The 19,560-nt window shown below is 71.6% G+C and carries 20 protein-coding genes; 18 read left to right on the forward strand and 2 right to left on the reverse strand.

Annotated features, from left to right (window positions below):
* Positions 1-115 precede the first annotated feature (115 nt).
* The 16 genes from IE246_RS23130 (at position 116) to IE246_RS23205 (ending at position 16,392) form a co-directional block, all read left to right on the forward strand.
* Positions 116-1,447 (forward strand): aspartate aminotransferase family protein, encoded by a 1,332-nt coding sequence (locus tag IE246_RS23130; protein ID WP_189994159.1) that lies wholly within the window; start codon positions 116-118, stop codon positions 1,445-1,447.
* A gap of 127 nt (positions 1,448-1,574) precedes the next feature.
* Positions 1,575-2,696, forward strand: coding sequence for a 4Fe-4S dicluster domain-containing protein (locus tag IE246_RS23135; RefSeq protein WP_189994161.1), 1,122 nt, complete (start codon positions 1,575-1,577; stop codon positions 2,694-2,696).
* 12 nt (positions 2,697-2,708) lie between these two features.
* Positions 2,709-3,176 (forward strand): cyclic nucleotide-binding domain-containing protein, encoded by a 468-nt coding sequence (locus IE246_RS23140; RefSeq protein WP_189994163.1) that lies wholly within the window; start codon positions 2,709-2,711, stop codon positions 3,174-3,176.
* Between the two features lie 7 nt (positions 3,177-3,183).
* On the forward strand, positions 3,184-4,014 hold the full coding sequence (locus IE246_RS23145) for an FAD/NAD(P)-binding protein (RefSeq protein WP_229837458.1): 831 nt from the start codon (positions 3,184-3,186) through the stop codon (positions 4,012-4,014).
* A gap of 1 nt (position 4,015) precedes the next feature.
* Complete coding sequence (locus IE246_RS23150; RefSeq protein WP_189994164.1) at positions 4,016-4,798, forward strand: NADH-quinone oxidoreductase subunit B family protein; 783 nt, start codon at positions 4,016-4,018, stop codon at positions 4,796-4,798.
* Positions 4,788-6,095: a Ni/Fe hydrogenase subunit alpha gene (locus IE246_RS23155; RefSeq protein WP_189994167.1), complete on the forward strand. Its 1,308-nt coding sequence runs from the start codon at positions 4,788-4,790 to the stop codon at positions 6,093-6,095. Before IE246_RS23150 ends, IE246_RS23155 begins: the two co-directional genes overlap by 11 nt.
* Positions 6,096-6,099: 4 nt before the next feature.
* Positions 6,100-6,573 (forward strand): hydrogenase maturation protease, encoded by a 474-nt coding sequence (locus tag IE246_RS23160; RefSeq protein ID WP_189994169.1) that lies wholly within the window; start codon positions 6,100-6,102, stop codon positions 6,571-6,573.
* Positions 6,574-6,575: 2 nt separating this feature from the next.
* Complete coding sequence (locus IE246_RS23165) at positions 6,576-6,839, forward strand: hydrogenase maturation nickel metallochaperone HypA (protein WP_189994171.1); 264 nt, start codon at positions 6,576-6,578, stop codon at positions 6,837-6,839.
* 5 nt (positions 6,840-6,844) lie between these two features.
* On the forward strand, positions 6,845-9,160 hold the full coding sequence (hypF, locus tag IE246_RS23170; protein WP_189994173.1) for a carbamoyltransferase HypF: 2,316 nt from the start codon (positions 6,845-6,847) through the stop codon (positions 9,158-9,160).
* 2 nt (positions 9,161-9,162) lie between these two features.
* Entirely contained in the window at positions 9,163-9,417 is a 255-nt protein-coding gene (locus tag IE246_RS23175) for a HypC/HybG/HupF family hydrogenase formation chaperone (RefSeq protein WP_189994174.1), read from the forward strand.
* Positions 9,414-10,523: a hydrogenase formation protein HypD gene (gene hypD / locus IE246_RS23180; RefSeq protein ID WP_189994175.1), complete on the forward strand. Its 1,110-nt coding sequence runs from the start codon at positions 9,414-9,416 to the stop codon at positions 10,521-10,523. The genes IE246_RS23175 and hypD overlap by 4 nt, the downstream gene beginning before the upstream one ends.
* On the forward strand, positions 10,520-11,569 hold the full coding sequence (gene hypE, locus IE246_RS23185; RefSeq protein WP_189994176.1) for a hydrogenase expression/formation protein HypE: 1,050 nt from the start codon (positions 10,520-10,522) through the stop codon (positions 11,567-11,569). Before hypD ends, hypE begins: the two co-directional genes overlap by 4 nt.
* Before the next feature lie 45 nt (positions 11,570-11,614).
* A complete protein-coding gene (locus tag IE246_RS23190; RefSeq protein ID WP_189994177.1) occupies positions 11,615-12,979 on the forward strand; it encodes an MBL fold metallo-hydrolase RNA specificity domain-containing protein in 1,365 nt (454 codons plus the stop codon).
* A gap of 3 nt (positions 12,980-12,982) precedes the next feature.
* The gene (locus IE246_RS23195; protein ID WP_189994178.1) at positions 12,983-14,515 is read left to right on the forward strand and encodes a thymidine phosphorylase family protein; all 1,533 of its coding nucleotides are present in this window, start codon (positions 12,983-12,985) and stop codon (positions 14,513-14,515) included.
* Entirely contained in the window at positions 14,515-15,435 is a 921-nt protein-coding gene (locus IE246_RS23200; protein ID WP_189994180.1) for a ribose-phosphate pyrophosphokinase, read from the forward strand. The genes IE246_RS23195 and IE246_RS23200 overlap by 1 nt, the downstream gene beginning before the upstream one ends.
* 72 nt (positions 15,436-15,507) lie before the next feature.
* Entirely contained in the window at positions 15,508-16,392 is an 885-nt protein-coding gene (locus IE246_RS23205) for an FkbM family methyltransferase (protein WP_189994182.1), read from the forward strand.
* On the opposite strand, the gene IE246_RS23210 is transcribed toward IE246_RS23205, so the two are convergent.
* Both IE246_RS23210 and IE246_RS23215 read right to left on the reverse strand, forming a co-directional pair.
* Positions 16,287-17,261, reverse strand: a complete 975-nt coding sequence (locus tag IE246_RS23210; RefSeq protein ID WP_189994184.1) for a hypothetical protein — start codon at positions 17,259-17,261, stop codon at positions 16,287-16,289. The two genes, IE246_RS23205 and IE246_RS23210, sit on opposite strands and share 106 nt — an antisense overlap.
* Positions 17,258-17,824, reverse strand: a complete 567-nt coding sequence (locus IE246_RS23215; protein ID WP_189994186.1) for a TetR/AcrR family transcriptional regulator — start codon at positions 17,822-17,824, stop codon at positions 17,258-17,260. Before IE246_RS23215 ends, IE246_RS23210 begins: the two co-directional genes overlap by 4 nt.
* Before the next feature lie 152 nt (positions 17,825-17,976).
* Between IE246_RS23215 and pyp the strand changes: the two genes are divergently transcribed.
* A complete protein-coding gene (gene pyp, locus IE246_RS23220; protein ID WP_189994188.1) occupies positions 17,977-18,354 on the forward strand; it encodes a photoactive yellow protein in 378 nt (125 codons plus the stop codon).
* A 4-nt stretch (positions 18,355-18,358) separates the two neighbouring features.
* The gene (locus IE246_RS23225) at positions 18,359-19,558 is read left to right on the forward strand and encodes an AMP-binding protein (protein ID WP_189994190.1); all 1,200 of its coding nucleotides are present in this window, start codon (positions 18,359-18,361) and stop codon (positions 19,556-19,558) included.
* Positions 19,559-19,560: the final 2 nt, after the last annotated feature.

Genomic DNA, 19,560 nt, shown 5'->3' on the forward strand with positions numbered 1-19,560 from the left:
GCTGCCTGTCGCGTAGAGTAGGGCCGGCGGCGCGGGGTGCGCGAATCTGGTCGACGGAGCGGGGGTCGGCCGGGTACGCCTACGGATGCCCGTCCGTGGATCGTCGAGGACCCCCATGAGCTACGTGTTCAACCGCGATACCCGTGCCGACATGCCGATCGTCGTCCGCGGCGACGGGATCTGGATCGAGGATTCCACGGGCAAGCGCTACATCGACGCGTCCGGCGGGGCGGCGGTGTCCTGCCTCGGCCACAGCCACCAGCGGGTGATCGACGCGGTGCGCGAGCAGGTCGGCAAGATCGCCTTCGCCCACACCGGGGCGTTCTCCAGCGAGCCGGCCGAGGCCCTCGCCGAGGCGGTGGTGACCAGCGCGCCGGGCCGGATGGCCAAGGCGCTGTTCGTGAGCGGCGGCTCGGAGGCGAGCGAGGCGGCGATCAAGCTGGCCCGGCAGTACCACGTCGAGCGCGGCGAGCCGGGCCGGCACCGGATCATCGCCCGCCGCCAGAGCTATCACGGCAACACCCTCGGCGCGCTGTCGGCCAGCGGCAACATGGCGCGCCGGGCGCTGTACCAGCCCTACATGCAGGACTGGAGCCACATCGCGCCCTGCTATCCGTATCGCGGCCGCAGCCACGACGAGACCGAGGAGGAGTACGGCCTGCGGGTCGCCGACGAACTCGAGACCGAGATCGAGCGGGTCGGCGCCGAGACCGTGTCGGCCTTCATCCTGGAGCCGGTGGTCGGCGCCACCCTCGGGGCGGTCGCGGCGGTGCCGGGCTATCTCGCCCGGGTGCGCGAGATCTGCGACCGCCACGGCGTGCTGCTGATCTTCGACGAGGTGATGTGCGGCATGGGCCGGACCGGCACCCTGTTCGCCTCGGAGCACGACGGCGTCGTGGCCGACATCTACACCGCCGCCAAGGGCCTGGGCGCCGGCTACCAGGCGATCGGCGCGGTGATCGCGTCGGAGAAGGTGTACGGCGCGATCCACGACGGTAGCGGCTTCTTCCAGCACGGCCACACCTACATGGGCCACCCGGTCGCCTGCGCGGCGGCGCTGGCGGTGCAGACCGCGATCCGCGAGGAGGGGCTGCTGGGGCGCGTGCAGGCCGGTGGGGCCAAGCTGCGCACCATGCTGGAGGAGCGCTTCGGCAACGACGCCCATGTCGGCGAGATCCGCGGGCGCGGCTACTTCCTGGCCATGGAGCTGGTGGCCGACCGGGCGACCAAGCAGCCGTTCGACCCGTCCCTGGCGATCCACAACCGGGTCAAGAAGGCGGCGATGGACCTCGGCCTGATCTGCTACCCGATGGGCGGGGTGATCGACGGCAAGTCCGGCGACCACGTGCTTGTCGCCCCGCCGTTCATCACCAGCGACGACGAGCTGGCGGAGATCGTCTCGCGGGTCGGGCAGGCGGTCGACCGGGCGATCGCGTCGACCCGCTGACCTCGGGCCGCTGAGTTCGCGCTGCCATCGTACCGTCACGGTTCGTGCGGCATTGTGCGGCCGTTTCGTCGACGGTCACGGTGTGGTTTGATCCTGGTCGCGGGAGACGCTGGACGTGGGAGATGCCATGGCCAATAGCGAACCGGTCGTCCTGGACGTCGATGGCCTGTCGGCGCTGTTCGAGGCGCTGAAGCGGCGCGGCTACCGGGTGGTCGGCCCGACCGTCCGTGACAAGGCGATCGTCTACGACGACCTCGACAGCCCAGCCGATCTCCCCGAGGGCTGGACTGACGAGCAGGACGGCGGGCACTACCGCCTGCTGCGCCGCGACGACCGGGCGCTGTTCGGCTACGTGGTCGGGCCGCAATCCTGGAGGCAGTTCCTGCACGCCCCGCGGGTCGAGCTGTGGCACGGCACCAAGAGCGGCGACGGCGTGCGGATCGAGGCCGATCCGATGCCGTCCGAGCCGCTGGCGTTCGTCGGCGTGCGGGCCTGCGAGCTGCAGGCGATCGCGGTGCAGGACCGGGTGCTGATGGGCGGTGCCTATGTCGACCCGCACTACCGGGCACGGCGCGAGGGCGCGTTCCTGGTCGCGGTCAACTGCGGCCGGGCCGGCGGCACCTGCTTCTGCGTGTCGATGGAGACCGGGCCGAAGGCGACGGCCGGCTTCGACCTGTCGCTGACCGAGCTGCTGGACGGCGACGGCCACCGCTTCCTGGTCGAGACCGGCACGGACACGGGTCAGGCGGTCCTGGCGGAGCTGCCGCACCGGCCGGCGGCGGCCGCCGAGATTGCCGCCGCCGCGGCCGTCGTCGAGCGCGCGGCGGCGTCGATGGGCCGCGAGATGCGGTCGGACGACGTCCGCGACCTGCTGATGCGCAACCTGGAGCACAGGCGCTGGGACGACGTCGCGGATCGCTGCCTTAGCTGCGGCAACTGCACCATGGTTTGCCCGACCTGCTTCTGCACGACGGTCGAGGAGACCAGCGGCCTGACCGGCGCGGAGAGCGCGCGGTCGCGGCGCTGGGATTCCTGCTTCACCATGGATTTCTCCTACATCCACGGCGGCAGCGTGCGGTCGAGCACCAGATCGCGCTATCGCCAGTGGATGACCCACAAGCTGGCGACCTGGCACGACCAGTTCGACATGTCGGGCTGCGTCGGCTGCGGGCGCTGCATCACCTGGTGTCCCGTCGGGATCGACATCACCGAAGAGGTGCGTGCGATCCGGGGCGATGGACCCAACTGAGGGAGGACGGTCATGGAAGCCCACGGTCTCGATCGCATCCTGCGCGAGCACCGGTTCTTCGCCGGGTTGGACGAAGAGTCCTGCGGCGTGGTCTGCGGCTGCGCCAAGAACGTCCGCTTCGAGGCCGGTGAGTACCTGTTCCGGGCCGGCGAGCCGGCGGACCAGTTCTACCTGCTGCGGCACGGCCGGGTGGCGCTGGAGGTGGCGGCCCCCGGGCGCGGCGCGGTGACGTTCCAGACCGTCGGCGAGGGCGAGATCGTCGGCGTCTCCTGGCTGATCCCGCCTTACCGCTGGACCTACGACGCCAAGGCGGTCGAGCTGGTCCGGGCGATCGCCATGGACGCCGCGTGCCTGCGCCGGAAGTGCGAGGCCGACCACGATCTCGGCTACGAGATGATGAAGCGGTTCGTCCCGGTGCTGGTCGATCGCCTGCAGAACACCCGGCTGCAGATCCTCGACGTCTACGGTCCCAACGGCTGACGCCGCCGTGACGATCTTCGACCCGATGCTGCCGCGTATCGCCCGCACCCGCCGTCGCCGGCGCGACGGGCCGGCGGTGTGGACGCTCGACATCGAGATGGCGGAGGGCGGGCCGCCGGCGTTCGCACCGGGCCAGTTCAACATGCTGACGGCCTTCGGCGTCGGCGAGGTGCCGATCAGCGTCAGCGGCGATCCGGCCGACCCGAGCCGCCTGGTGCACACCATCCGCGCGGTCGGTCCGGCCTCGACCGCGCTGGCCCGGCTCGGACCCGGCGAGGTGCTGGGCCTGCGCGGGCCGTTCGGGGTCGGCTGGCCGATGGAGCAGGCGGTCGGCCGCGACGTGGTGGTGATCGCCGGCGGCCTCGGCCTGGCACCGCTGCGCCCGGCGCTCTATCGGCTGCTGGCCGAGCGCGAGCGCTACGGCAGCATCGTGCTGCTGTACGGCACCCGCAGCCCGGAGGAGATCCTGTTCCGTCGCGAGCTCGAGTCCTGGCGGCGCCGGCTGGACATCGACATCGAGGTGACGGTCGACCACGCGGTCGGCGACTGGCGCGGCCATGTCGGCGTGGTGACCACGCTGATCCCGCGCTCGGCCTTCGAGCCGTCTAGCACTGTCGCCCTGGTGTGCGGGCCGGAGATCATGATGCGGTTCGCGATCGCGTCGCTGCAGGATGCCGGGGTCGCCGACGACGCCATCTATCTGTCGATGGAGCGCAACATGAAGTGCGCGGTCGGGCTGTGCGGGCACTGCCAGATGGGGCCTGTGCTGGTGTGCCGCGACGGGCCGGTCTTCCGGTACGACCGCATCCGGAGCATCCTCGGGGCGAGGGAGATCTGACGTGGCGGAAACGGCCCGAAAGCCCCGGCTCGGTGTGTGGAAATTCGCATCCTGCGACGGCTGCCAGCTCAGCCTGCTCGACTGCGAGGACGAGCTGCTGGCGGTCGCCGGCGCCGTCGACATCGCCTACTTCCCGGAGGCGACCCGCGGCGACGTGAAGGGCCGCTACGACCTGGCGCTGGTCGAGGGCTCGATCACCACGCCGCACGACGCCGAGCGCATCCGCGACGTGCGCCGCTGGGCCCGCACCCTGGTGACGATCGGCGCCTGCGCCACCGCCGGCGGCATCCAGGCGCTGCGCAACTTCGCCGACGTCGCCGAGTACGCGGCGGTGGTGTACGCCCGGCCCGACTACATCGACACATTGGCCACCTCGACGCCGATCGCGGAGCATGTCCCGGTCGACTTCGAGCTGCGCGGCTGCCCGATTTCCAAGCACCAGCTGGTCGAGGTGATCGCGGCGTTCCTGGCCGGGCGGCGGCCGGTCACCCCGGCCCACAGCGTGTGCGTCGAGTGCAAGCTGCGCGGCAACGTCTGCGTGACGGTGGCGCACGGCACCCCGTGCCTGGGGCCGGTGACCCATGCCGGCTGCAACGCGCTGTGCCCGTCCTACGACCGTGGCTGCTACGGCTGCTACGGCCCGAAGGAGACCCCGAACCCGGCTGCTCTCGGCGACAAGTTGCAGGAACAGGGCATGGATGCCGACGCGCTGCGGCGGGTCTACCGGACCTTCAACGCCGCCGCACCGGCGTTCCGCGAGGAGAGCGAGCGCCATGGCCCGTAAGACCATCAAGGTCGACTACATGGCGCGCGTCGAGGGCGAGGGCGCGCTGAAGGTGGTGGTGCGCGACGGCAAGGTGCAGTCGGCGGCGCTCAGCATCTTCGAACCACCGCGGTTCTTCGAGGCGCTGCTGCGCGGCCGCGCCTTCAGCGAGGCGCCGGACATCACCGCGCGGATCTGCGGGATCTGCCCGGTCGCCTACCAGATGAGCGCGGTGCACGCGATGGAGAACGCGCTCGGCGTGGCCGTCGACGGCCCGCTGCGCGACCTCCGCCGGCTGCTGTACTGCGGCGAGTGGATCGAGAGCCACGGGCTGCACGTCTACATGCTGCACGCGCCGGATTTCCTCGGCTACGACAGCGCGATCCACATGGCCAAGGACCATGGCGACGTGGTGCGCCGCGGCCTCGACCTGAAGAAGGTAGGCAACGAGATCCTCACCGCGGTCGGCGGCCGGGAGATCCACCCGATCAACGTCAAGGTCGGCGGGTTCTACAAGGTGCCGCGCAGGCGCGACCTGCAGCACCTGGCCGAACGATTGAAAGGCGCGCGCGACGCGGCGCTGGAGACCGTGCGCTGGGTGGCCGGCTTCGACATTCCCGACCGCGAGCGCGACTACACCTTCGTGGCGCTCCGTCATCCGGACGAGTACCCGTTCAACGAGGGACGCATCGTCTCGAACCGCGGCCTGGACATCGCTGCCGCCGAGTACGACGCGCATTTCCAGGAGATCCACGTCCGGCACTCGACGGCGCTGCAGTCGCGGATGCGAGCCGACGGCTCGGCCTATCTGGTCGGCCCGCTGGCCCGCTACAGCCTGAACTTCGACCGGCTGTCGCCGCTGGCCCGGCAGGCGGCGCGCGAAGCCGGGCTCGGCTCCACCTGCCGCAACCCGTACCAGAGCATCGTGGTGCGCGCGGTCGAGACCCTGTACGCCTGCGACGAGGCGCTGCGGATCATCGAGAGCTATCGGGAGCCGGATGCGCCGGCAGTCCCGGTCGAGCCGCGTGCCGCGACCGGCTATGCCGCGACCGGTCATGGGGCGACCGAGGCGCCGCGCGGGTTGCTGTACCACCGCTACCGGCTGGAGGCCGACGGCAGCATCGCCGACGCCCTGATCGTGCCGCCGACCTCGCAGAACCAGGCGAGCATCGAGGAGGATCTGGCGAGCTACGTGGAGAGCTTCCTGGACCTTCCCGACGAGGCCCTGCAGCACCGCTGCGAACAGACCGTGCGCAACTACGACCCGTGTATCTCCTGCGCGACCCATTTCCTGCGCCTCGACATGGACCGGGAGTGACGGCGTGAGCGGGCGGCGCATCGTGATAGGCATCGGCAACCCGGACCGGGGCGACGACGGAGTCGGCCGGCTGGTCGCGCGCAGCCTCGATGGCCGGCTGCCGGCCGATGTGGAGGTCGTCGAGGCGGACGGCGAGGCGACGGCGCTGCTGGCGCACATGGACGGGGCCGAAGCGGCCTATCTGGTCGACGCCTGTGCCTCGGGCGCGGAACCGGGCACGGTCCGTCGGTTCGACGCCGCGGCCGCTCCGCTGCCGCAGGCCGCCTTCGGGCTGTCGACCCACGGCTTCGGCCTGGCCGAGGCGATCGAGCTGGCCCGGGCGCTGCGGCAACTGCCGGCGCGCTGCGTGGTGTATGCGATCGAGGGGGCCGGGTTCGAGACCGGGGCGCCGCTGTCGGATGCGGTTGCCGAGGCGATCCCGCAGGTCCAGGAACGCCTGTGCTGCGAGATCGAACAGCCGGCCGACGTTGGGAGCTGACCATGCACGAAGCCTCGCTGATGACCGGCCTGATGCGACGGATCGAGGAGGTCGCCGCCGCCGACCGTGCCGTGAAGGTGGTCGGCGTGTCGGTCCGGCTCGGTGCCCTCAGCCACATGTCGGCGGAGCATTTCACCGAGCATTTCGAGCAGGCCGCCGCCGGGTCGATCGCCGAGGGCGCGCGGCTGCAGATCGAGCTGTCCGAGGACCAGACGGCGCCCTGGGCGCAGGACATCGTGCTCGAGAGCGTCGAGATCGAGACCTGACGGCGATGCCGGCGGCCGGACCCCTGGGGCAGGCACGACCCGGCGAGCGCCGGCGGCTGCGCATGGTGGTGCGCGGCGCCGTGCAGGGCGTGGGGTTCAGGCCGTTCGTGCATCGCACCGCCAATGCGCTCGGACTCGCCGGCTGGGTGCGCAATACCGCGGCCGGCGTGGCGATCGAGGCCGAAGGCCCGGCCGACAGGCTTTCGGTCCTGGTCGACACGGTGCTGCACCGGTCGCCGGCACCGGCATCGATCGACGGGGTGGATCTCGACGAAACAGAGCCTGTGGGCGGCTCGGGCTTCGCGATCCGGGACAGCGAGACCGGGGGTGCGCACGTTGCCCGGGTACTGCCCGACCTTGCGACCTGCAACGACTGCCTGCGCGAGCTGTTCGACCCGGCCGACCGCCGCCACCGCTACCCGTTCGTCAACTGCACCCGGTGCGGACCGCGTTACAGCATCGTCGAGGCCGTGCCCTACGATCGGTCGCGCACCAGCATGCACCGGTTCGCGATGTGCCCGGCCTGCCAACGGGAGTACGATGATCCGGCCGACCGCCGATTCCACGCCGAGCCGAACGCCTGTCCCGGGTGCGGGCCGCGTCTCGACCTGTGGAGCCCCGACGGCACGTCGCTGGCGCGCGACGACGACGCGCTGCAGGCCGCCGCGGCCGCGATCCGCGCCGGGAAGATCGTCGCGGTCAAGGGGATCGGCGGGTTCCACCTCCTGGTCGACGCCCGCGACGAGGCGGCGGTCCGGCGCTTGCGGGCCGCGAAGGCCCGTCCGTCCAAGCCGTTCGCGATGATGTTCCCGACCCTGGCGACGGTCCGCGAGGCCTGCCGGCCGGAGGTCGAGGAGGAGCGGCTGCTCGGCGATCCGGCGCGACCGATCGTGCTGATCCGACGGGCCGCGCAGTCGGGGCTCGCCCGGTCGGTGGCGCCCGACAACCCTCGTCTCGGCGCCCTGCTGCCGTACGCGCCGCTGCATCACCTGCTGATGCACGATCTCGGCTTCCCGGTGGTCGCGACCAGCGGCAATCGCGGCGACGAGCCGATCGCGACCGACGAGCACGATGCGCTGCGGCGGCTGGCCGGGATCGCCGAACTGTTCCTGGTGCACGACCGGCCGATCGTCCGTCCGGTCGACGACTCCGTGGTGCAGGTCATGTGCGGTCGGCCGCAGGTCCTGCGCCGGGCCCGCGGCCTGGCGCCGAACCCGGTGGTTCACGGCGGCCTGCCGGACGGCATCCTGGCCTTCGGGGCGCATCTGAAGGCGACCGTCGCGCTGACCGTCGGCGGCAACCTGGTGGCCAGCCAGCATCTCGGCGACCTGGAGACCGGGCCGGCCCGGGACGCCTACCGTCAGGCGCTCGACGACGTCGCCCGGCTGCACGAGGCCCGGCCGCGGCTGGCGGTCCGCGACGCGCACCCGGACTACGCGTCGTCGCGGGCGGCGGAGGAGGCGGGCGTGCCGGTCGTGGCGGTGCAGCACCACGTCGCGCATGTCGCCGCCTGCATGGCCGAGCACGGCCTGGCGCCGCCGGTGCTCGGCGTGGCCTGGGACGGCACCGGGTACGGCCCGGACGGCACGGTGTGGGGCGGGGAGTTCATCCGGATCACCGAGGCCGGCTGGCAGCGGGTCGCGCACCTGCGGCCGTTCCGGTTGCCGGGCGGCGAGGCGGCGGCGCGCGAGCCGCGGCGCTCGGCGCTCGGCCTGCTGGCCGAGGTCTATGGACGGGGGGCGTTCGGGATGACCCGCCTCGCCGCGGTCGCAGCGTTTGCGCCGGCCGAGCGCGAGGTCCTGCGAAACGCCCTGGCTCGCGGGCTGAACGCGCCGTGGACCACCAGCGCCGGCCGGCTGTTCGACGGTTTCGCGGCGCTGTGCGGCCTCGTCCAGCGCGCCAGCTACGAAGGCGAGGCGGCGTCGGCGCTGGAATGGGCGGCCGAGGGCTCGCGGACCGGGCGCAGCTACGACATGCCGGTGGTCGAGCGCGGTACGGCGCCGTTGGTGGTGGACTGGGGACCGGCCGTCGTCGCGGCGCTCGCGGACCGGGCGGACGGAATGCCGCCGGCGGCGGTCTCGGAGGCCCTGCATAACGGTCTGGCGCGGGCGATCGTCGCCGTCGCGGTCCGGCTGGAAGCACAGCGGATCGTGCTGACCGGCGGCTGCTTCCAGAACCGCTGCCTGACCGAAGCGACGGTCGCCGGGCTGCGCACCGCCAACCGCCAGGTGTTCTGGCATGGCCGGGTGCCGCCGAACGACGGCGGGATCGCTGTCGGGCAGGCCGCCTGGGCCGCGTGGCGCCCGAGGAAGGAGGCCTGACCATGTGCCTGGCGGTTCCCGGCCGGGTTCTCGACGTCGCCGGCGACGAGCCGATCCTGCGGGTCGGCCGGGTCGACTTCGGCGGCATCGTCAAGCAGATCAACCTCGCCTTCGTGCCGGAGGCGCAGGTCGGCGACTACGTGCTGGTGCATGTCGGCTTCGCCATCACGGTGATCGACGAGGCCGAGGCCGAGCGGGTGTTCCGGCACCTGGAGGAGATCGGCGAGCTGGTCGTCGAGGAGGACGGTGCGGCATGAGGTTCCGCGACGAGTACCGCGACGCGGCGGCGGCCCGGCGGCTCGCCGACGCCATCGCCCGGACCGCGACCCGGCCCTGGACGCTGATGGAGGTGTGCGGCGGTCAGACCCATGCCATCGTCCGGTTCGGCATCGACGAGCTGCTGCCCGACGGCCTGTCGCTGGTGCACGGCCCCGGCTGCCCGGTTTGCGTCACCCCGGTCGAGTACGTCGACAAGGCGATCGAGATCGCCGGCCGGCCGGGCGTCGTGCTGTGCTCGTTCGGCGACATGCTGCGGGTGCCGGGCAGCGCCGGCGACCTGCTGGCCGCCAAGTCCCGTGGTGCCGACGTCCGGGTAGTGTACTCGCCGGCCGACGCGGTCGCGATCGCGCGGGCCGAGCCGGAGCGCGAGGTGGTGTTCTTCGCCGTCGGCTTCGAGACCACGGCCCCGGCGAACGCGATGGCGGCGGTGCTGGCCCGGCGGGAGGGCCTGGGGAACTTCTCGATGCTGGTGTCGCACGTCCTGGTGCCGCCGGGGATGCGGGCGATCCTGGAGGCGCCGGGCAACCGGATCGACGGCTTCCTGGCCGCCGGCCACGTGTGCACTGTGATGGGGTTCGAGGAGTACGAGCCGATCGCCGCGTCCTACCGGGTTCCGGTCGTGGTCACCGGCTTCGAGCCGGTCGACATCCTGGAAGGCGTCTACTGGTGCGTGCGCCAGCTCGAGGCGGGACGCGCCGAGGTCGAGAACCAGTACGCCCGGGCGGTCCGGCGCGAGGGCAACCGGGCGGCAATGGCGACCATGCGCGAGGTGTTCCGCGTCGTGCCGCGGCGCTGGCGCGGCATCGGCGACATCGCCGACAGCGGTCTCGGTCTCGCCGAGGCCTATGCCGGGTTCGACGCCGAGCGCCGGTTCGGCCCGGTCCTGCTGGAGGCGGAGGCCGCCGGCGAGTGCATCAGCGGTGCGGTGCTGCGCGGCGAGCGCCGGCCGACCGACTGCCCGGCGTTCGGCACGCGCTGCACGCCCGAGCATCCGCTGGGCGTCACCATGGTGTCGTCGGAGGGCGCGTGCGCCGCCTATTACCGTTACCGCGGGGCGGCCGCGGTCGCCGGGGGGCGGCGATGAGCGGTCCGGAGTTCCCGATGTCGTGCCCGTTGCCGACAGGAGACGGCGAGACCGTGCAGATGGCGCATGGCGGCGGCGGCCGGGCGATGGCGCGGCTGCTCGACACCGTCATCCGGCCGGCCTTCGACGATGCCGAGCTCGACCGGCGTCACGACGGCGCGGTGGTCGAGGTCGGCGGGCCGGCGGCGTTCACCACCGACAGCTACGTCGTCCGCCCGCTGTTCTTCCCCGGCGGCGACATCGGCACCCTGGCGGTCTACGGCACGGTCAACGACCTGGCGATGTGCGGCGCCCGGCCGCTGTACCTAAGCGTCGGGCTGATCCTGGAGGAAGGGCTGCCGCTCGACACCCTGCGGCGGGCCGTCGCCTCGATGCGCGACGCCGCGCGCGCGGCCGGGGTGCGGCTGGTCACCGGCGACACCAAGGTGGTCGACCGCGGCAAGGCCGACGGCCTGTTCGTCAACACCGCCGGCATCGGCCGGGTGGTGGCGCCGGCGCCGGTCGGGCCGGCGGCGGTGCGGTCGGGCGACGCGGTGATCCTCAGCGGCGACATCGGCCGGCACGGCATGGCGGTGATGGCGGCGCGCGAGAACCTTGGGTTCGAGACCGTGATCGAGAGCGACTGCGCGCCGGTGGCGGCACCGGTCCTGACCCTGCTGGAGGCAGGGGTCGCGGTCCACTGCCTGCGTGACCTGACCCGCGGCGGCCTGGCCAGCGCCGCCGTCGAGATCGCCGAGACCGCCGGCCTGGCGCTGGCGTTCGACGAGGCCGCCGTGCCGGTCCGCGACGACGTGGCGGCGGCGTGCGAGCTGCTGGGCCTCGACCCGCTCCATGTCGCCAACGAGGGGCGGTTCCTGGCCATCGTCGACCCCGCGGACGTCGACAGGGCGGTCGCCATACTGCGGGACCATCCGGTGTCGGCGGGGGCGGTGGCGATCGGCGAGGTGCGCGACGGCCCGGCCGGGCGGGTGACCTGCCGTGGTCCGCTCGGCGTCGACCGGGTGGTCGACATGCTGAGCGGCGAACAGCTGCCTCGCATCTGCTGAGCCACGTGCCAAGATGCGGGCAGCCTGCAGCGGGAGGACGGCGGCATGACGGTCAGTCTCGGCTTCTACGGCGGGGTCGGCACGGTCACCGGCTCCAAGTTCCTGGTCGATGCGCCGGGTCGCCGGATCCTGGTCGACTGCGGGCTGTTTCATGGCTTCAAGCCGTTGCGCGGCCGCAATTGGGAGCCGTTGCCGTTCGAGCCGGTATCGCTCGACGCAGTGGTGCTGACCCATGCGCATCTGAGTCATTCCGGGCATCTGCCGATCCTGGTGCGCGACGGGTTTCGCGGTCCGGTCTACGCGACGTCGGCGACCCGGGACCTGTGCGAGATCCTGCTGCGCGACACCGGCTACCTGCAGGAGCGCGACGCCGAGTATGCCAACCGGCAGGGCTTCTCGCGGCACCACCCGGCACTGCCGCTGTTCTCCGAGGCCGACGCGATGGCGGCGCTCGAGCGCTTCGTGCCGGTGCCGTTCGGCGAACCCTGGGCACTGGACGGCGGGGCGACGCTGCACTTCCGGCCGTCCGGCCATCTCCTGGGATCGGCCTCGGTCGCGCTCGACGTCGCCGGCGCCAGCCTCCTGTTTTCCGGCGATCTCGGCCGCTGGAACAGCGCGACCATGCTCGACCCGGCGACGGTGGAGCGCGCCGACGTCCTGGTGGTCGAGTCCACATACGGCGACCGCATCCACGAGCCGGGAGACCCGGAGGACCGGCTGGTCGAGATCATCAACCGGGTTGTCGGCCGCGGCGGCACCATCCTGATCCCCGATTTCTCCGCCGGCCGCGCCCAGACCATGCTGTTCCACCTGTACCGGATGAAGGCGGAGGGCCGGATCCCGGACGTCCCGGTCGTCGTCGACAGCCCGCGGGCGATCAACGCCGGGGAGATCTTCGGGCGGCACCTGGCCGACCACCGCCTGACCGCCGCCGAGTGCCGGGCCGCCTGCAATCTCGCGACCTATGTCCGTGACGACGAGGCGTCCCGGGCGCTCGACTCCGACCCGACGCCGAAGCTGGTGATGTCGGCCAGCCCGATGGCGATGGACGGCCGGGTCCTGCACCACCTGACGCACCTGGCCCCGGACCCGCGCAACGCCATCCTGTTCACCGGCTACCAGGCCGGCGGCACGCGCGGCGCCAAGCTGATCGCCGGCGCCGACGCGGTGAAGATCCACGGGCGGATGGTGCCGGTGCGCGCCGAGGTCGCCAACCTGCATTGGCTGTCGTCGCACGCCGACGCCGACGAGATCATGCGGTGGCTCGACGGGTTCCGGGAGCCGCCGCGCCGGACCTTCGTGGTGCATGGCGAGGGCGACGCCCCGGCCGCGCTTCGGGCGCGGATCGCGGAGGATCTCGGCTGGTCGTGCGAGATCCCCGAAGACGGCAGCGTCGTGGAGCTGGGCTGAGCCATGACCGGACCGTCGGAACTTCCGGGGGCAGGGTCGCACCGCGGGCTGCGGGTCCGGCGCCTCGGCATCGACACCCACCAGGAAGCGGTCGTCTACATGCGGCAGGACTGCCCGGTCTGCCGGGCCGAGGGCTTCCTGACCCACCCGCGGGTCCGGGTGCGCAGCCGGACGGCGTCGGCCATTGCGACGATCAACCAGGTCGTCAGCGGGCTGCTGCGGCCGCTCGAGGTCGGGCTGTCGGAGTCGGCCTGGCAGCGGCTCGGGGTCGCCGAGGGCGACGAGGTGTTCTTCAGCCATCCCGCACCGCTCGACTCGCTCAGCCTGCTGCGCGCCAAGATCTACGGCAGCCGGTTCGGGGACCGGGCGCTGGCGACCATCATCGGCGACATCGGTGCCGGCCGGTATTCCGACATCCATCTGGCGTCGTTCATAACGGCGTGTGCGGCGCGCGGGCTGGACGACCGCGAGATGCTGGAACTGACCCGTGCGATGGTCGCCTCCGGCGACCGGCTCGACTGGGGCGCCGGGCCGGTGGTCGACAAGCACTGCGTCGGCGGCCTGCCCGGCAACCGGACCACGCCGATCGTGGTGTCGATCGTCGCCGCCTGCGGCCTCACCATGCCGAAGACCTCGTCGCGCGCCATCACCTCGCCGGCCGGGACCGCCGACACCATGGAGACCATGGCTCCGGTCGACCTGGACCTGCCCGACATGCGGCGCGTGGTCGAGCAGGAGGGCGGTTGCGTGGTGTGGGGCGGTGCGGTCCGTCTCAGCCCGATCGACGACACCCTGATCCGGGTGGAGCGGGCGCTCGACATCGACAGCGAGGGACAGCTGGTCGCCTCGGTGCTGTCCAAGAAGGCGGCGGCCGGCTCGACCCATCTGGTCCTGGACCTGCCGGTCGGTCCGACGGCGAAGGTGCGGAGCGACGTCGACGCGGCGCGGCTGGAGGCCGCACTGACGCTCGTCGGGACCAGCCTCGGCATGCGGGTACGGTGCATCCGGACCGACGGCCGCCAGCCGGTCGGGCGCGGCATCGGCCCGGCGCTGGAGGCGCGCGACGTGCTGGCGGTCCTGCAGGACCGGGCCGACGCGCCTGCCGACCTGCGCGACCGGGCGCTGGCGCTGGCCGGGGCGCTGCTGGAACTCGGCGGGGCCGCCGCTGCTGGGGCCGGCGCCGCTGCCGCCGGTGCGGTGCTGGCGGACGGCAGGGCCTGGCGCAAGTTCCAGGCGATCTGCGAGGCCCAGGGCGGGATGCGGATGCCGCCGGTCGCCGCCTACCGTCATCCGGTGACGGCGGCGAAGGGCGGCCGCGTGACCGGCATCGACAACCGGGCGATCGCCAAGGCGGCGAAGCTCGCCGGGGCGCCGTCGGCGAAAGCTGCCGGTCTCGACCTGCACGTCCGGCTGAACCAGACGGTGGCGGCCGGCGAGCCATTGTTCACCCTGCATGCGGAGTCCCAGGGCGAGCTCGACTACGCCCTGGACTACGTGTCGACCCATCCGCTCGCGGTGCGGGTCGAGGAGGCCTGATGCGACCGCTCGTCCTGCCGCTGCCGGGCAACGAGGATTTGGCGGCCGATCTCACGGCCCGGCTCGGCGCCGAGGCGGGCGCGCTGCAGGTCCGCCGGTTCCCGGACGGCGAGACCTATGTGCGGCTGCTGACCGAGGTGGCCGGAAGACAGGTGGTCCTGGTCTGCACTCTGGACCGGCCCGACGACCGCCTGCTGCCGCTGGTGTTCGCGGCGGCGACGGCGCGCGAGCTGGGGGCCGAGAGGGTCGGACTGGTGTGCCCGTATCTCGGCTACATGCGCCAGGACAAGCGGTTCCAGCCGGGCGAGGCGATCAGCTCGGCGATCTTCGCCCGACTGCTCGACCCCTGGATCGACTGGCTGGTCACGGTCGATCCGCATCTGCACCGCCGGTCTTCGCTGTCCGAGATCTACGCGGCTCCCGCCGACGTCCTGCATGCCGCGCCGGCGATCGCCGCGTGGATCCGCCGGGAGGTGCCGCGGCCGCTGCTGGTCGGGCCGGACAGCGAGAGCGAGCAATGGGTGTCGGCGGTCGCCCGGGACGCCGCCGCTTCGTATGTGGTGCTCGAGAAGACCCGCCGCGGCGACCGCGACGTCGAGGTCTCGGTCCCGGAGGTCGTGCGCTGGCGGGACCACACGCCGGTCCTGGTCGACGACATCGTCTCGACCGGCCGGACGATGATCGAGACCATCGGCCACCTGAGGCGCGCCGGCCTGGCGGCACCGGTCTGCATCGGCGTCCACGCCGTCTTCGCGGGCGACGCCTTCCGCGAGATCGCCGCCGCGGGCGCCGGGCGGACGGTCACCTGCAACTCGATCCGACACCCTTCGAACGCCATCGATCTGGGGCCGCTGCTGGCGGACGCGGTCCGGTCGCGTCTGGCGTCGGGGCAGTCGCCGAAGAGGCCCTCGCGGCCCTGATCGACCCGTGCCGGCCGCGGCGGGCGGCGGGTTGCTCAACCTTGACAGGCGGGGCTAAGGTCCCACTTGGTCATGATGCGATCGACAGAAACCAGCGATCTGCTCACCGAAACGCCCCTGCACCTGATCGATGGCGTCGTAGAGGGCGGGGTCGACCTGCGGGTGTTCCGCCAAGGCGATCCGGTGTCCTCCTATCTCCAGCGCGGCCTGGTCTGGCACCCGCCGGTCCTCCGGGTCGTGTCCCATCTCATGAAACCCGGCCGGGTGTTCGTCGACGTCGGCGCCCATATCGGGCTGCTCTCCATTACCGCGGCGAAAGCCGCTGGTCCGACCGGCCGGGTGATCTCGTTCGAACCGGATCCGGTGAACCGGGAGGTGCTGACGCGAAACGCCCGCATCAACGGGGTCGATCTGGACATCCGCGACTGCGCGATCGGCGGTCAGGAAGGTGCGGCGACCTTGTTCACCAGCGAGGAGAACCGGGCCATCCACAGCATCGTGCCGGAGCCGCGCCTGCATCCGTCACGGATGGTTCCCGTCTCGACGTTGGAGCAGCAGCTGTCGGACCTCGACCGGATCGACATCCTCAAGCTCGACGTGCAGGGCGCCGAGCCGGAGATCATCGCCAGCATCGGCGATTTCCTGTTCCGGTTCGAGCGGGCGCCGTTCGTGATCATGGAGGTCAATCCGCGCGGCTGGGTGCAGCGCGATCCGGGCATGCGGGGGCTCCGGGCGTTCGCCCAGCGCTACCGCTACGACGTGCACATCCTGGTGTCGAGCGAGGGAGCCAATCTGGTACCGCCTCCGGTGCACTGGAGCACGTTCGCGGCGCTCTGCAACGATTTCATCCATCACGGACAAGGCGTCGACGACCTCGACATCGTGCTGTGGCCGCCGGCCAGGAATGAGCGGCCGGGGAACGAGCGGCCGGGGAACGGGCCGACCGCCGACGGCTGACCGGACGCGGCCCAGGCCGCGATCGACGCCAAGACCAGCCGCTGGACCTCCGGGTGGCCGATCAGCAGGCCGTGCAGGGTCTTCACGCGACGGAAGTGGTGCGGCCGATTCAGGCGGGTTTCGGTGACCCGGACCAGGCCGTCGTCGTCGCCCTCCAGGAAGGGGTTGAACCCGACCCGGCCGCCGGTGCCGCCGGCGATCACCAGGACCGGGATCCCGCGCGGCGGCTCCGGCAGATCGATCGGGTCGCACAGCGCACCGGCCGCCGGACCGGCGATCCCGGTACCGGCCGTCAGGCTGCGCAGCAATGTCGCGGCCCGGGCGCCCCGGTTCGGCGGTCCGATCTGCACGATGCCCGCGACCGGCATTCGATCGCGCCAACCGTCGTCGGCCGCGAGCGCCGCACGGAGCACCAGCCCGCCGAGGCTGTAGGTGACGAAGATCACGCTGGAATAGCCGTCGAGGCCCGTCATCAGATCGTTCAGCCAGCGGCCGAGTTCCGGCAGCGAGGCGTGGCCGCTCGGGTAGTTCGGGGCGATCACCGGCCGCCCGGCGTCCCGCAGTCGCCGCTGCAGCGGCCCGAAGCAGTGTCCGGAGCGATACAGCCCGTGCAGCATCACGATCAGGGTCCCGCCGGCGGCATGGCCCTCCGCCAGCAACTGGGCAGCCGCACGGCAACGCTCGAGGCTGCCCGCGACGAGGCGGCGGTCGCCGCCGTCGAGCAACCGGCAGTGCCCGGTCCAGACGTTGCGCTGGATCCGATGGGAAGGCGTGATGGCGATGTCGGCCCAGAAATGCCGGCCGCCCAGGGTCCGGAACCGCAGGTTCGGCATCCGGTCCAGCAGGGGGGCGACAGCAAGGGACGTCATGCCAGGACCGCGCGCTTGACCGCGTCCGCCAGGGCCGGAGCCAGCCGGCCGAGCGGGCGGGCGATCCGCCCGTAGATGGCGAAGGTCGCCGGTTGGGTGACCAGTCCCAAGGCCATGGCGGCCATCAGGTCGGGGTCCGTGCCCCGGCATTCGCCGCGGCCGATGCCGTCATGGAACATCCGCCGCAGGCTCTCGACCGGGGTCGGCATGTCCTCGGTCACGCGCCCCAACTGGCCGTGCTGGGACAGCAGGATGAAGGCGAACAGGTCGGGTTCCCGGTCGAACAGCCCGCAGAACAGAGCGACCGTCCGGTCGATGCGGTCGGCCAGGCCCCCGGACTCGGCCATCACCGCGTCGATGTGCCGGGCGAGGTCGGTGTAGTGGGTCGAGAACAGGTGCCAGGTCAGCTCGTCCTTGCTGCGGAAGTGACGGTAGATCGCGCCCTCGGAGATGCCGACTTCGGCCGCGATGTCCTTGGTGGTGGTCGCGTCGACCCCCTTGGCGGCGAACAGGGACAGGGCGGCGCGCTCGATGCGCTGGCGGGTGTCGGGGCGTCTGGGCATGACCTGACCACGAATCAATAAGTGACTATTTACTTACTTTATCCTGGAGGCGGTGGCCGTCAAGGGGGAACCGAGAAAGGTTCGTTCCGGATAATCCGGTTTCGACGCTGCTGCGTAGACACGCCCATCACCAACCAGAAAGGTAGACGGCGATGGAATTGGTCTCGTTTGGTCAGGGCGATATCGAGAACGCGGTGGCGAAGCTCGGCAAGGGCGCTGTCGACAGTCTCGCCTTCGGTGCCATCCAGCTCGACGACAACGGAAAGATCCTGCAGTACAACGCCACCGAGGGGGCCATCACCGGCCGCGACCCGAAGGCGGTCATCGGCAAGAACTTCTTCACCGACGTGGCGCCCTGCACCAAGACCCCGCAGTTCTTCGGCCGCTTCCAGGACGGCGTGAAGAACAAGAACCTCAACGTGATGTTCGAGTACACCTTCGACTACAACATGGCACCGACCAAGGTGAAGGTGCACATGAAGCGGGCGCTGACCGGCGACAGCAACTGGATCTTCGTCAAGCGGGTCTGATCCGATGGCGACCGGTGCCCCCTGGTGGACCGCGGAGCGGGTTCAGCCCGTCGTTCGCGATCTCGTCCACGCGTCACTTGCCCGGCTTCGGCCGGGCCAGGTCGTGCCCCTTGCAGAACCGGAGGGCACCGGCGCCGCCGACTCGCTCGAGCTCTTGAACCTAGCGACGGAGCTCAGCCGGTGTTTCCATGTCCATGAATCCGGTCTGGGCGATCTGCTGCTCGCCCGGCGCGGACTGAAGGAATGGTCGGAAACGATCGTTCGGTCCCGCGCGGCGTGGGATCACGCCGTTACCTTCACGACCTCGGGATCGACCGGCGACCCGAAGCCGTGCACCCATTCCATGGCGGATCTGCGCTGCGAGCTGGATGTGCTGGCAGACCTGTTCGCCGACCGGCGCCGGATCGTCGGCGTCCAGCCGACGCACCACATCTATGGCTTCCTGTTCACGTTCATGCTGCCGGCGACGCTCGGGATCCCGGTCGTCGACCTTCGCGGCACCGGGCCGGCCGGACTCCTGCGGAGCACGCAGCCGGGGGACCTGGTGGTGGCACATCCGGCCTACCTGGATCTGGCGACCAGCATCCCGGTGCAGGTTGCCGAGGACGTATCGGTGGTGACGTCGACCGGACCCTGCAAGCCGGCCATCTGGCGGCGACTGCGGGCGGCCGGCGTGGCGAGCATGGTCGAGGTCTACGGGGCGTCGGAGACCGCCGGCATCGGCCTGCGACGTTCGCCAGATGAACCCTTTTCGTTGATGCCGCACTGGAGCCGCGTCGCCGAGAGAGACCGGTCGATCATCCGGTTCGGGAACGCAGGCGAACCCGCCGAGGTCCCGGATTTCGTGGAGTGGCTCGGAGAGCGGGAATTCCGGGTCGGTTCGCGCATCGACGGGGCAGTGCAGGTCGGCGGCGTGAACGTGTTTCCGGGCCGGGTCCGCATGGCTCTTCTGGAACACCCGTCGGTTGCCGACGCGGCGGTCCGCCTGATGCGTCTGGAGGAGGGCGGCCGCTTGAAGGCGTTCGTCGTGCCGACACCGGACACGGTCGGTGACGGCCTCTTGAACGACCAGCTGTCGTCCTGGCTTGAAAGCCGCCTGCAGCCGGTGGAGATCCCGCGTTCGTTCAGTTTCGGGGCGGCCCTGCCGGTTACCAACGCCGGCAAGCCGGCCGACTGGTACGTGCGGCAACGACAAGGCGATTGACG

This window comes from Thalassobaculum fulvum, from assembly GCF_014652915.1.
Classification (GTDB): domain Bacteria; phylum Pseudomonadota; class Alphaproteobacteria; order Thalassobaculales; family Thalassobaculaceae; genus Thalassobaculum_A; species Thalassobaculum_A fulvum.